This is a genomic window from Natrinema salsiterrestre (assembly GCF_029502005.1).
Lineage (GTDB): Archaea > Halobacteriota > Halobacteria > Halobacteriales > Natrialbaceae > Natrinema > Natrinema salsiterrestre.
In genome coordinates this window covers 597,379-611,539 of the sequence record NZ_JAMQOT010000001.1, presented here as the reverse complement: position 1 = coordinate 611,539, position 14,161 = coordinate 597,379, and the positions used below count along the sequence as shown (strand labels likewise).

Genomic DNA, 14,161 nt, shown 5'->3' with positions numbered 1-14,161 from the left:
TATCCGATACACGTTCGCACCGAACAATGCGGGCGCTCCCCGCGTCGTCTCCCTTCGTGACGGAGCGATCACTCCGTCTTCACGAACTTCGCGTTACCGCCCTGTTCGACGGTGATCCGATACGTTTCGTAGCTGAATTCGACCGCCATCTGTGAGTCCGGAGCAGGTGGGTTAGAAAAGAGTTCGTCGAGCATGCCATCCACACAATCATACATCGCCGGCAACTCGGTCGTGTCCTTGTTCTCAATGTCTGCGATAGCGTTTATGAGCGGTACAATCGGGTTTTCGGCGTCCGTGTCCAGTTTACGATGAACGATCTCCCGCTCGGTGTGATCTGACACAGTATCATCGCCTATCACGAACCACCGGTATAGTGACTGGTGTACGAAATAGTGAATGACTGTCCGTAATAAGGCATCAGACGCGAACTCGAGCGCTGTATCCCACCGAATGGCTCCGCGGTATCGGACAGAGCGACGGTTTCCTCGATACCTGCGTTCGGTGTATTGAGCGAGACGATCGTCGGATCGAGACCGCCCGCGCGACCCGGTTTCCGTAATCGGACCAAAGTGACTTCGGCCGGCAGTCCGAAGGCCACCCATGAGCGAGGACGCCGCGGAGACACTCGCGGTCGACGATGTCGTCGAATACTGCCGGACGCAGGCCGGACTGCTCTCGGGGAGCGTCGAGACGATGGGCGAGGAGGCCGACGAACTCCTCGACGAGATCGACCAGGAGATGGCCGAGATCCGATCGCGCCTCGAGACGCTCCCGGAGGAGGTTCCCGGGACCGAAACGCCGTCGACCGCGGACGTCCCCGACGCGAGCGAGATCGACGTCGCGGCGATCGAGGAACTGCAGGAGGAACTCGAGGAGAAACAGCTGCTCGTGGAGGCCAAACAGGCGCGGATGCAGGCGTTTCAGGAGCTGGCCGCCGACTACACCGAGCTGGCCGAGGAGCTCGCGTCGAACGCGGTCGACGAAGCGGAGGCGCTGACCCGCGTCGTCGAGTTCGAGGCCGACGCCGACGCACCGGCGTACTTCGACGACGAACGCCGGACGATGGTCGAGATGGCGGCCGAATCGGCCGATTCCGGAGCCGAATAACGGAGCTGGCCGGACGGGAAACGGGGTGATGTGGCCGACGGAGCGGTCGTCGTTCGAGCCCGATACGCTAGTGATACTCACCCGAACCTTCATTGTGGAGAGTGTTGTCGGTCCAACACATGGCGATCGACTACGGCGACCGCGAGAAGTCCTACGAACTCTACCGCAAGGGCAAGCGAGAGGGAACGTGGGACCCGGACGACTACGACCTCGAGGGCGACCGGGAGGACTGGGCGCAGTTCTCCGAGGCCGAACAACGGCGGTTCCTCATGACGTGTTCGGGGTTTTACGACGGCGAGGAGGACGTCACGCGAACGCTCGCCCCGTACATGATGGCGCTGGACGCCCTGCCGAACGAGGAGATGCCGTTCGACACGGTCCAGGAGGAGATGTACCTGGCCCAGCAGGTCTACGAGGAGGCCAAGCACACCGACTTCTTCAGCCGGTACTTCGAGGAAGTTTTCGGTACCCAGGACACGGCCCCGTACCGCGAAGGCGGCTATCAGGAGCAGGGGTACAGCACGGACGACCTCTACGATACCGCAGACGACCTCACGGCCGCAATCGACGGCGGCGACCGGACTGAACTCGTCTACGCGCTCGGTGAAGCCTATCTCAACTATATGGGCATCGTCGAGGCCCAGCTCGCCCGCGGCGGCTACCTCAGCTTCGACCAGATGATCGAACTGAAAGCCGAGGAGATGGGACGGGACGTCGTCCTCGAGTCGTTCCAGGCTGCGATCGGCAAGGTCCGCCAGGACGAGACGCGCCACATCGAGAACGGCCGCTGGATCCTCCAGCAACTGGCCGAGGCCGAACCCGACATCGTCGCGGACGTCTACGAACCGCGCATCGAGGCGTACGTCGAGAACCGACTGCTGGCGGATCCGCCCTTCGACGACCAGCCGTTCGACGGCTACGAGCGGAAACCGATCGCCAAACAGATCACCCAGTACTTGCAGGACACCGTCGACTACATCGGTGCCGACCGGTTCGAACGGTACGGTGACGTCAGGGCGACCCTCGAGGAACGGATGGCCGCCGACTGACGCGGCCAATCCGCCGGCATTCGCTTTCGAAGCCGCTACAGCGCCTCGAGCAGCGCGTCCACGTCCTGCCGATCGTTGAACGCGTGGATCGACGCGCGGATCGCGTCCGGTGCCGGCAGAGGTCGAACGACGATCCCCTGCTCAGCGAGTCGCTCGACGGTCTCCTCGGGATCGTCGGCGGCGATGGTGACCAGTCCGGAGTCGTACTCCCGAGGACTCAGCAGTCGCTCGTCCGAAATCCCGGCTTTGAATCGGTCGGTGAGGGTCTCTATCCGGTGCTGAACCGCGTCGATCCCGACTTCCTCGAGCACCCCGATCGCCTCCGTCAGCCCCGCGTAGGGTGCGGGGCTGGCGGTGGCGACCTCGAACCGTCGCGCACCGGCCGCGTACCGGTAGTCGCTTTCGTTCTCGTCTTCCACGCTCCGGTAGCCGATCGCAGCGGGGACGAGGTCCGCTTCGACGCCGTCACGGACGTACAGGAACCCCGCCCCGAAGGGGCCGAGCAGCCACTTGTGGCCCGCCCCGACGACGAAGTCGGCACTCCACTCGCGGACGTCGACCGGCACCTGTCCCGGTGCCTGCACGGCGTCGACGAGAACCGACGCCCCGGCGTCGTGGGCGATCTCGACGACGTCCGCGATCGGCAGTCGCGTCCCGTGCGTCCAGGTGAGCGAACTCACGCAGAACAGGGTCGCAGCGTCGGCCGCGGCGTTCACGTCCGCGAGATCGAGCCGCCCGTCCTCGGTCTCGAGGACTCGCACCTCGACGCCGTGCTCGCGCTCGAGTCGCTGCCACGGCAGGATACCCGCGGAGTGCTCGAGGTCGGTCCGGACGACGACGTCGTCCTCGTCCCAGTCGAACGCGCCCGCGACCCGGTTGATCCCGTCGGTCGTGCTCTGTGTCAGCGCGATCTCGCTCGGCGCGGCCCCGAGCAGGTCGGCGACGGCCGCTCGCGCCTCGTCGTAGACGTCGAACGCTGCGGGATACATCCCCTCCCCCGTGGGGGACTCGTACGCGTGGTGCTCGAGCGTCGATTCCGCCGCTTCGACGACCCGACGCGGGCTCGGTCCGCCGGCACCCCAGTTGCAGTAGACGCCGGACTCGAGAGCCGGTATCGTCTCGCGGAGTTCGCTCGGTTTCATTGTGCAGTCGTTCGTGCGGTCCCGTGTTCGTTCTGACGGTTGCCCAATTGTCGAGCGGTTACTCTCGTATCGGTAACTCGATAATTCGATATCAGTCGGCGCTTTCCCCCTCGCATTGATCCGTCTTAGGGCCGCTATTTCGGCCGAAAAAGTACAGCATTCGACGTGGTACTTAAACACCCACGATATAGGGGGAACGATCAGATCGCTTACCACTACCCGAGAATCATCGACACGCCTGAACGTATGTCCCCCCTACTACCGAGTGAGGAGAAGACCAATGACCCAATCCAACCTCACCCGACGACGGGCGATGCAGGCGATCGGGGCGACCGGCGCGGTGGCGGTGGCCGGTTGTCTCGGTGGCGACACGGGGGCGAACAGCGCGGAAGCCGACCAGTCGGCGGCTGAGGACGAGGGGCTGCCGGCGGCGAAAGACGTCGACGTCGATCGGATCGCGCGGGACCCGACCGATATTCCAGCGCCGGTCGACTGGAACGAGCCCCGCGAACACGACATCACGATCGAGACGGTTCGGCAGACGGCCGAGATCGAGCCGGGGGTCACGTTCGAGTACATGACCTTCGAGGGGCAGGTGCCGGGGCCGATGATCCGCGTGCGGCGGGGCGACCGGGTGAACCTCACGTTCGAGGTGCCCGAGGACCTGAACGCGGCCGCGCACAACATGGACTTCCACGCGGTCTACGGCCCCGGCGGCGGGGCCGACGCGACCACGATCGCGCCCGGCGACGACCCGACCCAGATCAGCTTCACGGCCGACTACGCGGGGGTGTTCATCTACCACTGTGCGATCCCGAACATGGACCAGCACATCAGCAGCGGCATGTTCGGGTCGATCCTCGTCGAGCCCGAAGAGGGCCTCCCCGAGGTCGACCACGAGTACTACCTCGGCCAACACGAGATCTACACCGACGGCGACGTCGGCGAGAAGGGCCACCACAGCTTCGACTTCGACGCCATGCTCGACGAATCGCCCACCTACGTCGTGTTCAACGGCCAGGCCTACGGCTTCGCCCCCGACGGCGGCCAACCGATGCAGGCCAACACGGGCGAGACCGCCCGGGTATACTTCGCCAACGGCGGGCCGAACCTGCTGAGCTCGCTCCACCCCATCGGGAACGTCTGGAGCCGCTACTACCGCGACGGCGACCTCCTGAGCGACCCCGCCCACAACGTCGAGACCGCGCCCGTCGCCCCCGGGACGACCACCGCGGGCGAAATGGAGTTCCCCGTGCCCGGCCCGGTCAAAATCGTCGATCACGCGCTGACGCGTGCCGCCCGCCGGGGCGCACTCGGCGTCGTCAACGTCGAGGGCGAACCCACCGAAGACCTCTACGACGAGGACCCGTGAGCGGGACCCGCCCGCCCCTGACTCGCCGTTTCCCCTTCTCACTCGTTCCCGTTCTCACTTCCGCCGAGCGACTCGAATCGATGCGTTTCGTGTCGTCCCCGTACCCCCTCGAGACCGGCTGTTTCTGGAGACCGTCGTCTTCGTAGGCGAGCCACTCGCACCAACCGGCGATATCGCTCGGCGGCGACCGACCGGCCCTCACTCGAGCCCTTCCCGACCGACAGTAACAGGGGTGTATATTTTTACCAGTTCGGCCGCCAGTGTCACCCGATGGTGTTCGCACCGATTCCGTCGATTGCGTTCGATGCCAGCGATCCGGCTGCGACGGTCGCGATCGGGCGGCTGTTCGCGTATCTCGCGATGGGCATCGCAGCGGTCGTGTTGCTCTACTACGCACGGATCTACGTCCGCGAGGTGCTCGCCGTCGACGCGGGGACCGAGCAGTGGTATCTCCTGACCGGGATCGGTGCGGCGATCGTCTACGCCGTCGCCGGCGTCGGCTCGCTCCTGCTCGAGCCCGACTGGATCCGCCGGTTCGTCGACGGCGCGATCCTCTTTTTCATCCTCTTTCTCGCGCTTGCGATCCGCGCGATGTACCACGATCAGCCGGCCGGAGGGAATCGGTCTCGGCTGTTGCCCGCGTGGGCCGATTACGTCGTCATTGCCGGCTTCGTCGCCGCCTGGTGGGGGACCTTTCTGGTCGAGACCTCCTCGACCCGGCTGGTGGTCGCGGTCGGCTGGGTCGTCACCTCCGCGTGGGCGGTCCTCTACGGCGTTCGCGCCGTCCGCGTCCACGAAGGGACGACGTTCGCCGCGCTGACCCGACACCTGCTGCCGGCGATCGTCTGCGTCACCGCGGTCATCTTCGTCGATCTGCTGACGAGCTACGCGGCCGGCTACGGCGCGCTCGCCGACGCCGCCTGGCTCGTCGGGACGACGCTCGTGGCCGCCTTCCTGTTCAACACCGCCGTGGCGATCCGCCAGCAGGGCGGCGAACTCGAGCGGCTCTACGACTGGACGACCTGGCGAGAACAGTCCCTCGACGACCGGTCGCTCGAGTGACCCGTCGCTCCGGTCGGCACTCAGAGCGTTCCGCGGAGCACGACCTCGTTGTCGATCCGCTCGAGCATGTCTTCGGTGACGACGTAATCCTCCTCGTCTTCGCCCTCCCAGCCGACGGAGGCGAGCAGTTGTTCGGCCACACTGGGGTTCGGATCGACGTGGGCCGTTCCGTCGTCGACGGTGGCGACGATACCGAGCTCCTTCCCGTCGGGGTCGACGACCGTCTTGCCGACGTCGTCGTCGGTCAGTGGCGCTGTCATCGCCGATCCCTACGACGACGTGCGGGGTAAGCGAACGGCCGTCCCGTGCCGGTGGCAGTCGGGATCGGCTTCCGTCGCTGCCGATCAGCGGCGACCGGACGCGGCTGCACACTCGTCCCGTGACTATTTGACGCTGGCTCCCGACGGTACAGCCGACGCGTACCGATCGCGCTCCGAGGTTCACCCATGACACAGAGACTCGAAATCAGCGACGACCTGATGGACCGACTCGACAGCCACTGTGAGGAGGGTCAATCGCCCGAGGAACTCGTCGAGGAACTGGTCTCGATGTACGAGACCGAGGGGGCGTTCCTTCAGGAAGGCTACTCCGAGTAACGCGGATGGAGCTCGCACACCCGTCCCACTGAGATTTCTGGAGCGGCGGCGGAGCGAGCAGTAGCGGAGCGTTCGCGGAAGCGACTTCGACCGAAACGTGTGATAGAGGATGACACTCAAGTAGTTGCCCGCCGTATCGGTCGGTATGCACTTGCTGGTCGCGCTCGACGACTCGGAGCCGGGGTGGGCGGCCCTCGAGTTCGCGTGTACGGAACATCCCGACGACGAGATCACGGTCGTCCACGCCGTCGATCCGACCGACAGCGGCTATGGTGAGGTGGCACATCTCGGACCGGACGTGTTACTCGAGCGCCAGCGGGAGGCGGCCGAAGAACTGCTCGCGGCGGCCGAAGATCGCGGGGCGGAGTACGGCTGTGAGTTCGAGACGGAGGCGATCGTCGGCCAGCCGTCCGACGCGATCGTCGACTACGCTGCGAGCAACGACGTCGATCGGATCGTCGTCGGGAGCCACGGTCGGACCGGGTTCTCGAGGGTGTTGCTCGGCAGCGTCGCGGAGCGGATCGCGCGACAGGCGCCCGTTCCGGTGACGATCGTTCGGTAGCGGCCGGTTCGGGTCGTCACCGATAGGCTCGAGTTTGCCGAGGCCGCCGAACGCGGCGAGGGGACGGACGCGTTCGGTGTCCCCGTCTCGAATCTCAGGCAGTATCGACCGGCTGAACGCGAGACGCCGTCTCGTCAGTTCCGGGCCGGAATTCAATACGCTCCGGCCCGTCCGCTCGAACGTAACTGGACAAACTAATTAAGGTCCACCACAGTCTCGATTACATGAACGACCGCTACGACGTAGTCATCGCCGGTGCCGGTCCCGCCGGCGCACAGTGTGCCCGCGACCTCGCCGCCAGGGGGTACGACGTCGTCGTCCTCGAGACCGAGGGCGAGGACGAGTTCCCACGGCAGAGCAACAAGTCCACTGCGGGTACCTTCCACTCGATGATGGGCGCGTTCGGAATTCCCGACGACGTGGTCATGCAGTACACCGACAGCGTCGTCCTCGAGTCGCCGACGGAGCACTACGTCCGCGACCAGACGGGTGCGGTCCTCGAGTTCGCCGATTTCAAGCGCTACCTCGTGAAAGACGGTCGAGACGACGGCGCGGAGTATCGGTTCGACGCCCGCGTCACCGCGCCGATCATGGAGGGCGGCGAGATCACCGGCGTCACCTACAACGGCGACGAGGAGGTCTACGGCGACATCGTTATCGACGCGACGGGTCCGAGCGCCCCGCTCGCGAAGAAACTCGACGTCGTCGATCTCGAACGCGAGAACCACGCTATCGGTATCGAGTACGAGTTCGAGGGCATCGACGTCGACCGCCCCGGGTTCGCCGACCTGCGCGACGCCATGATGTTGCGACTCGACCACGAGATCGCGCCCGGCGGCTATTCGTGGATCTTCCACACCGGCGAGGACACCGCCAAGGTCGGCCTCTGTTACATCCAGAACGGGAGCCACGCGCGGTACGGCCGCGACGACTTCACCATCGACGACTACCTGTCTCACTGGCTCGACACCGACCCGCGGTTCCGGGACGCCACCCAGATCGAGGGCAAACAACACCGCGGCTCGGCCCACATCCAGCTGCCCGGCGAGCTCCATACCGACCGGTTCATGGCCATCGGCGACACCGTCCCGACCATCGACCCGCTCTGGGGCGAGGGGATCAACAAGTGCATGCAGTCCGGCCGCGTGGCCGCCATCACCGCCGATAGCGTTCTCAAGCACGACGGCATCGAACCGACCGCAGAGAACCTCGCGGTCTACGACACCCTCTGGCACCGCGACGTCGCGCCCAACGCGAAAACGCGGCTGCTAATGACGCAGCTCCTCTATCTCGCGCCCAACGACCGCTACGACAGACTCATGCGGGACCTCCAGCGGCTCGACGACGACACGCTGGCCGAAGCGAACAAGGGCAACGTCCGGGCCATCACGCAGCTGCTCGAGCTCGGGGACGCGCCGCTGGTCGCCCGACTGGCGAAACAGCAGCTGGACCTCGATCTCGGCTCGCTGGTGTAACGACCTCGGCTCGCTGGTCCGAGTCATCCGGCGAACGCGACACCGTGTTTCAGGCGAGAAACGCCTCCTCGAAGGATCGGACGCTTTCGTCGGTTCCCGCCAGGACGACCTCGTCGCCTTCTTGGACCGTGAACGACGCCGGATCGAACTCCGTGATCGTCTCGCCGTCCCTGACCGCGGCGAGGACGGTACAGCCAGTTCGCGAGCGAACGTCGGCGTCGACGACCGTCCGTTCCGCCAGCCGCCCGGCGGGGAGCTTCACGACGTCGATCTGTCTGTCAACGGCCAGGACCTCCTCGTCTTCGAAGACGGTGGAGGCCAGCATTCGGCCGCTGACCGTCGCCAGCGACTGAACGTAGTCGGCACCCGCACGGTACAGTTTCTGGACGTTTTCCGTGTCGTTCGCCCGGACGATGACGTCGACCGACGGGTTCAGATCCCGCGCGACCAGCGTCGCGAAGATCGCGGTCGTATCGTCGTCGAGGGTGACGATCACCGCGGACGCGTCGTCGATACCGCCCTCGCGGATTGCCGCCGGATCGCGGGCGTCACCGACGACGTCGACGCCGTCCTTGTCGGCGCTGTCGAGGACGGTTACTCGCGTGTTCGTATCGGCGAGGGCAGCGCCCGCCGTCGCGCCCGCCTCGCCGTAGCCGGCGAGCAGCACGTGTTGGGCCGAGAAGGGCTGGACCGTCGACATCGCTTCCGCTCGAAGGGTTTCGATCCGCTCCGGCTTCCCCGCGACGAGTAGCCGCACCCCCGCGTCGAGCTCGCGGCCGGGCGGAATCGGACTCTCGAACTCGCCGTCGATCCAGGCGCCGATTCCGTCCACGCCGAACCGTTCGCGCGGCTGGACGTCGTCCGCGGTCCGTCCGCAGAGGTCGCTTCCCTCGGCGATCGAGAGCTCGACCAGCTCCAGATCGTCTCCGATTTCGACCCCCTCGTCGACCGCGGTCGTCACGGCCGTCGGCACTCGATGGGCGAGGCTCTCGCCGAGCAACTGGCGCGGCGACAGCACCTCGTCCGCGCCCGCGATTTCGTGATACTCCGCGAGGCGCTGGTCCTCGACCAGCGTCACGATCTGCACGTCGGGGCTCGCCTCGCGCGCCGAGAGGACGATACTCGCGTTCGTATCGTCGGCCGAATCGGTCACGACCGCCTTCGCCCGTTCGATTCCGGCGTTCTCGAGCACCGTCATCGATTCCGGATCGCCGTGGACGACGCGATAGTCGTCCTCGTGAAGCGTCCTCGCCCGCTCCTCGTCGGACTCGACGATGACGTACTCCTCGCCGCGGGACTCGAGCTCCTCGATGAACGCCTCGCCGCGGGACGTGTACTCGCAGATGACGACGTGGTTCTCGACGGTCGGGGCGCTCGTCGGTGGCGTGACCGCCAGCGTGTTTCGGAGCCACGGCACCGCGAAGACGTCGACTGCGGTGAGGATCAGTCCGATTCCCATGAGCTGTAGTCCGATCGTCAATATGTACATTTGCGGCGTCGTCCACCCTGCATCCTCGCCGTAGCCGGTCGTCGTGAACGACTGAAAGACGATGCCAAGCGATCGAAAGAGCGGCTGCGGGTCGTTTTCCCACGTTGCCATGCCGTAATTGTACAACAACGTGGAGCCGATGGTCGTCACGGCCACCAACAGGAAATAATGACGGGTGCGGTGAGAGCTCCACAGTGACATACGCGACCTAACCGACGGACGGCTGTTGATGGTATCGGTCGAGATGAGGGCCCTCGGAAATCTCAGTCGGGCTGGCGTACTGTGCCTCCGTCATATGGCGGGTTTTGTCGGAGTGAACCGCGCGCAACGTCCGCTTTCGTCGTCGATTTATACGCGCAGTTCGATACGTCAGTAGATGGCGCTGCTGGAGAACCTCCTGTTAGTGTTCGTCGCCGGCCTGATCACGGCGCTGGCGACGGGGATCGGCGCGCTCCCGTTTTTCTTCTTCGAGGGGATCAGCGACCGGCGAAACGTGATTCTCTGGGGGTTGTCCTCGGGTATCATGATTTCGGCGTCGACGTTCGGTCTCATCGATGAGGGGCTGGCCGAGGGGACGCCCCTCGAGATCGCGGTCGGCATGGCGGCCGGCGTCGCGCTCGTGGTCGTCGCTCACGACGTGCTGATGGACTCCGATATCGATCCGAAGCAGTACGAGGCGGCCGATTTCAAGAAGCTCGTCCTCATCCTCGGCATCCTGACCGTCCACAGCTTCCCCGAGGGCGTGGCGATCGGCGTCTCCTTTGCGGACCTCGGGCTCGAGGGCGGGACCCAGTTCCTCGGCTTTACCGTCCCGGTGCTGGCGATCTTCATGACGATCGCGATCTCGATTCACAACATTCCGGAGGGGACCGCGATCTCGATCCCACTGCGCTCGATGGACGTCGCCAACTGGAAACTGGTCTGGTGGGCCGTCTTCTCGAGTCTCCCCCAGCCGATCGGGGCGGTCCTCGCGTTCGGCTTCGTCCGCTACGCCCGCGAGTTCCTGCCCTACGGCTTCGGCTTCGCCGCCGGCGCGATGATCTACCTCGTGCTCACGGAGTTCGTCCCCGAGGCGCTGGACATCGGGGAGCGGTTACCGAACGGCGGCAAGCCCGAGCTCGCGGGCGGTATCGTCGTCGGGATTCTCGTTATGGTGCCGCTGACGTTCGTCTAGTCGATCCGCCGATCGCGGCCGCGGTGCTTTGGTCCCTACTCGAGCACGCGCCCGTGCTCGTCGATCTCGCCCTTCACGATCCGCGTCGAGGAAATCCGCTCGCCGTCGTCGGCGTAAACGTAGGGGGCGACGATTCCGGACAGCGGCCCGAACCCCCGTTCGCGCCGCCGGTCGTTGATCGCCTCGAGTTCGGGGGCCGTCTCCGGGGAGACGACCAGCGCGTCGATCGACGGCTCGTCGGTCGCGATGCCGTACTCGGTCTCGAGGGTGCGGAGTTCGACGTCGCGATCCCACTCGTCGAGGTCCGCGATCATGTCAGTCATCGCCTGCATCCGCTCCTCGAGCGACGGAACGGGGCGCGGCTCGTGGCGCGTCTCGACTGCCAGTTCGTCACTGGTCAGCGCGACGACGACGCCGTCCTCGCCGAACCGAAGCGCGTGTTCGACCAGGGTGCGATGCCCGTCGTGGAGCGGCCCGAACGTGCCGGCGACTGCGATTCGCATACGCGACTCGAGGGCGAGGACTCTGTTAAGCGTGGTGTGAGATTTCGTGCTTCACACCTCGGTCCGACCGCCTCGTTTCCAGCGACGGATCAGTTGGCGAAGAGCAGGTGGCGCCACCCCATCGCGACCGGGAGAACCATACCGATCGCAGGGGCCGATGGCAGGAAAAGGTGCGGCCAAACGTCGTCGATCCGTCACACTCGTTCGGGCGACCAACTGCCGTCGACCTCGATGTATACCACTCCTCGGTAATCAGACCGAAACTCGTAATTACGCCCAGTCGTGGTCCTCGATGCCTTCGTAATGTTTCAGTCGACTGTCGATTTCCCAACCCTCCCAGCCACAGTCGTGGTAGAGGACGTCGGCGAGTTTGTCGAAGTTGCTCTTGTCGAGTTTGATACCGCGGTTCCCGCGGTAAATGATATACGGCTCACTGCGAAGGTCGGCGTAGACTTCGCGCGCAGTGGGGTAATCGCCGTTAATCGCTGAGAGATCGAGGAGCGCTTCCTCCGTGATCGGTGTGCCCCACTTGTGTTTCGCTATCATCGTTGCCAACAGGGAGCATTTCACCGACGGCTTCTCCATAATCGAAGAACAAAGTCGACGCCAAATAAATGCTGTTAATGGCCGTTAACGGTAGTGGAAATACTTATACACGCACAGCTTGTCTTTCTCTGTATGAGTAGCATGGATCACGCGGCTGACCGCGAGGAGAAGAAGGAACTCCGCAGAGAGCACCCCAGCGGGTGGCTCTACCTCACGCAGCACGACGCCATCCCGATCCTCGTCGATGCGTTACTCGATCTTCCGCCGAACCGCGAGTTCAACAAAACTGAACTCGCAGAGCACGCCGGCGTCACACGCCAAACTGTCGGCAACTACACCGACCTTCTGCTCGAGGTCGAACTCATCGAGGAGGTTCCGAACACGTCTCCACGTCGGTACCGGGTCGCAGACAGCAACGTCATCCGAGAACTCTTCGAGTTGAACAGCGCGCTCAACAACGTCGGCGACGAGTAGCAGTTAGCGGAGTCCATAGGGGAAAATTCACATCGCGCTGCGGCTCGAGAGTTCGTGGCCGCGGCCTGTTATACCTGCTCGGGCAGCCAGCCGCCGTCGACCTCGATATTCTGCACCCACCTTTTTACTGCGTCGGGGGCCCTCGCGGTGCGTCGCGCACCGCTCGAGACCCGCTCCTTGCAAAAATCTGGACCAAAAACGCCCCGCGGCGCGTCGCGCCGCGGCTCAGCAGACCGTAGCGGAGCCGCCTATACTCGCTCGGGCAACCAGCCGCCGTCGACCTCGATATTCTCGCCGCTGACGTACTCGCTGTCCGGATCGACGAAGAAGTACAGCGGCGCGATCAGGTCGTCGAAGCTCGCCGGCCGGCCCCGCGGCAGCTCCTCGGGGAACTCGTCGGAGTTCTCGACGACGTACGGGGAGATCGCGTTGACCGTGATCCCGTCGTCCTGCGTGTCCGCCGCGAGCATGCGCGTGAACATCAACACGCCCGCCTTCGCGACGAAGTAGGGGAAGTTCTTCGGGCTGACGAGTCCCTGCCCGCTCGAGGCGTACCCGATATTCACGATCCGGCCGTACTCGCGTTCCCGCATCGCCGGCAGTGCCCGCTTCGAACAGAGGGCGGTCCCGTTGAGGTTGGTCTCGAGGACCCGATTCCAGGTGTCGAACTCGATATCCGCCCAGTGGGCGGGGGCGAAGTCGCCGACGTTGTTGACCAGGACGTCGACCGTCCCGAGTTCGGATTCGACGGCCGCAAAGAGGCCGTCGACGCTCTCGGGGTCGGTGACGTCGCCTTGAACCGTCATCGTCGCTTCGGCACCGCGCTCGCGGGCGTCCTCGGCCGCGTCGCGGGCGGCGTCGGCGCTCGTGTGGTAGTGAACCGCCGTCCGCGCGCCGCAGTCGGCCGTCGCCAGCAGGAGTTCGCGGCCGACGCCCGTCGCGCTCCCCGTGACGAGCACCGTCCGTCCCGAGAGGTCTGGTTCCTCCATGCGTCTCCTCTGGTCGACTGTACGCAAAAACCATCCGGAACTAAAACACCGTTGATTGTTTCGAAGACGTGGATTTACAGGATCCCGAGTCAATAGTTACGCTATGACGCTGAAAACTGTCCTGCTCGCCGTCGGACCGGGCGATGCCGATCGAAGCGAACAGCTGGCCGAAGCGGTCCTCGAGGTAGCGAAACCCGCCGATGCGACCGTCGTTCTCGCACACGTCTTCACCGACGACGAGTACGGCGAGGTGCTCGACCGACTCGAGTTCGACAGAACGGTCGACGAGATCGATCCGGACGCGGTCGCGGGCCGGCACTCGACGATTCAGGACTTGCAGGCGATCCTCGACGAGCACGACGTCGACTACGAGGTCCGGGGTGCCGTCGGCGAACACGGGCCCTCGATCGTCGATCTGGCGACGAGCACCGGGGCGGACCGGGTCGTCGTCGGTGGCCGCCGCCGATCGCCGACCGGCAAGGCCGTCTTCGGTTCGACGGCACAGGAGGTCTTGCTGTCGGCCCCCTGTCCCGTCACGTTCGTCCGCCACGACTGACTGACCGAATCGTCCGATACTGTCACCACGCAGATCAATCGGTCGCCCCCGTCGCTGCGATGGCG

At 65.1% G+C, this 14,161-nt stretch carries 17 protein-coding genes; 10 read left to right on the top strand and 7 right to left on the bottom strand.

Features of this window, described 5'->3' with window-relative positions; genetic code table 11:
* Positions 1 to 68: 68 nt before the first annotated feature.
* The gene (locus NDI89_RS03065) at positions 69 to 341 is read right to left on the bottom strand and encodes a HalOD1 output domain-containing protein (RefSeq protein ID WP_277520497.1); all 273 of its coding nucleotides are present in this window, start codon (positions 339 to 341) and stop codon (positions 69 to 71) included.
* A gap of 259 nt (positions 342 to 600) precedes the next feature.
* Here NDI89_RS03065 and NDI89_RS03060 point away from each other — a divergent pair, with 259 nt between their 5' ends.
* Entirely contained in the window at positions 601 to 1,107 is a 507-nt protein-coding gene (locus tag NDI89_RS03060) for a hypothetical protein (RefSeq protein WP_277520044.1), read from the top strand.
* Positions 1,108 to 1,226: 119 nt separating this feature from the next.
* On the top strand, positions 1,227 to 2,156 hold the full coding sequence (locus tag NDI89_RS03055) for a ferritin family protein (RefSeq protein WP_277520043.1): 930 nt from the start codon (positions 1,227 to 1,229) through the stop codon (positions 2,154 to 2,156).
* 35 nt (positions 2,157 to 2,191) lie between these two features.
* Here NDI89_RS03055 and NDI89_RS03050 read toward each other — a convergent pair whose 3' ends face one another.
* Positions 2,192 to 3,298, bottom strand: coding sequence for an aminotransferase class V-fold PLP-dependent enzyme (locus NDI89_RS03050; RefSeq protein ID WP_277520042.1), 1,107 nt, complete (start codon positions 3,296 to 3,298; stop codon positions 2,192 to 2,194).
* A 313-nt stretch (positions 3,299 to 3,611) separates the two neighbouring features.
* Here NDI89_RS03050 and nirK point away from each other — a divergent pair, with 313 nt between their 5' ends.
* Together nirK and NDI89_RS03040 are read left to right on the top strand one after the other, a co-directional pair.
* Positions 3,612 to 4,670, top strand: coding sequence for a copper-containing nitrite reductase (gene nirK, locus NDI89_RS03045; RefSeq protein ID WP_277520496.1), 1,059 nt, complete (start codon positions 3,612 to 3,614; stop codon positions 4,668 to 4,670).
* Between the two features lie 270 nt (positions 4,671 to 4,940).
* A complete protein-coding gene (locus NDI89_RS03040) occupies positions 4,941 to 5,732 on the top strand; it encodes a hypothetical protein (RefSeq protein WP_277520041.1) in 792 nt (263 codons plus the stop codon).
* Between the two features lie 20 nt (positions 5,733 to 5,752).
* On the opposite strand, the gene NDI89_RS03035 is transcribed toward NDI89_RS03040, so the two are convergent.
* On the bottom strand, positions 5,753 to 5,992 hold the full coding sequence (locus NDI89_RS03035) for a hypothetical protein (protein ID WP_277520040.1): 240 nt from the start codon (positions 5,990 to 5,992) through the stop codon (positions 5,753 to 5,755).
* A gap of 186 nt (positions 5,993 to 6,178) precedes the next feature.
* Here NDI89_RS03035 and NDI89_RS03030 point away from each other — a divergent pair, with 186 nt between their 5' ends.
* The 3 genes from NDI89_RS03030 (at position 6,179) to NDI89_RS03020 (ending at position 8,365) form a co-directional block, all read left to right on the top strand.
* Positions 6,179 to 6,328, top strand: coding sequence for a DUF7557 family protein (locus tag NDI89_RS03030; protein ID WP_277520039.1), 150 nt, complete (start codon positions 6,179 to 6,181; stop codon positions 6,326 to 6,328).
* A 145-nt stretch (positions 6,329 to 6,473) separates the two neighbouring features.
* Positions 6,474 to 6,890, top strand: a complete 417-nt coding sequence (locus NDI89_RS03025; protein ID WP_277520038.1) for a universal stress protein — start codon at positions 6,474 to 6,476, stop codon at positions 6,888 to 6,890.
* Positions 6,891 to 7,114: 224 nt separating this feature from the next.
* The gene (locus NDI89_RS03020) at positions 7,115 to 8,365 is read left to right on the top strand and encodes a digeranylgeranylglycerophospholipid reductase (protein ID WP_277520037.1); all 1,251 of its coding nucleotides are present in this window, start codon (positions 7,115 to 7,117) and stop codon (positions 8,363 to 8,365) included.
* Between the two features lie 49 nt (positions 8,366 to 8,414).
* Here NDI89_RS03020 and NDI89_RS03015 read toward each other — a convergent pair whose 3' ends face one another.
* Positions 8,415 to 10,055 (bottom strand): potassium channel family protein, encoded by a 1,641-nt coding sequence (locus NDI89_RS03015; protein WP_277520036.1) that lies wholly within the window; start codon positions 10,053 to 10,055, stop codon positions 8,415 to 8,417.
* A gap of 175 nt (positions 10,056 to 10,230) precedes the next feature.
* Between NDI89_RS03015 and NDI89_RS03010 the strand changes: the two genes are divergently transcribed.
* Positions 10,231 to 11,028, top strand: a complete 798-nt coding sequence (locus tag NDI89_RS03010; RefSeq protein ID WP_277520035.1) for a ZIP family metal transporter — start codon at positions 10,231 to 10,233, stop codon at positions 11,026 to 11,028.
* 35 nt (positions 11,029 to 11,063) lie between these two features.
* On the opposite strand, the gene NDI89_RS03005 is transcribed toward NDI89_RS03010, so the two are convergent.
* Positions 11,064 to 11,531 (bottom strand): phosphopantetheine adenylyltransferase, encoded by a 468-nt coding sequence (locus NDI89_RS03005; protein WP_277520034.1) that lies wholly within the window; start codon positions 11,529 to 11,531, stop codon positions 11,064 to 11,066.
* Between the two features lie 270 nt (positions 11,532 to 11,801).
* Positions 11,802 to 12,116: a hypothetical protein gene (locus NDI89_RS03000; RefSeq protein ID WP_277520033.1), complete on the bottom strand. Its 315-nt coding sequence runs from the start codon at positions 12,114 to 12,116 to the stop codon at positions 11,802 to 11,804.
* 93 nt (positions 12,117 to 12,209) lie between these two features.
* On the opposite strand from NDI89_RS03000, the gene NDI89_RS02995 reads away from it, so the two are divergent.
* Positions 12,210 to 12,551 (top strand): hypothetical protein, encoded by a 342-nt coding sequence (locus NDI89_RS02995; protein ID WP_277520032.1) that lies wholly within the window; start codon positions 12,210 to 12,212, stop codon positions 12,549 to 12,551.
* 248 nt (positions 12,552 to 12,799) lie between these two features.
* Here the strand turns inward: NDI89_RS02995 and NDI89_RS02990 are convergent, their stop codons facing one another.
* Positions 12,800 to 13,540, bottom strand: coding sequence for an SDR family NAD(P)-dependent oxidoreductase (locus tag NDI89_RS02990; RefSeq protein ID WP_277520031.1), 741 nt, complete (start codon positions 13,538 to 13,540; stop codon positions 12,800 to 12,802).
* Positions 13,541 to 13,643: 103 nt separating this feature from the next.
* On the opposite strand from NDI89_RS02990, the gene NDI89_RS02985 reads away from it, so the two are divergent.
* Complete coding sequence (locus NDI89_RS02985; protein WP_277520030.1) at positions 13,644 to 14,096, top strand: universal stress protein; 453 nt, start codon at positions 13,644 to 13,646, stop codon at positions 14,094 to 14,096.
* Positions 14,097 to 14,161 lie beyond the last annotated feature (65 nt).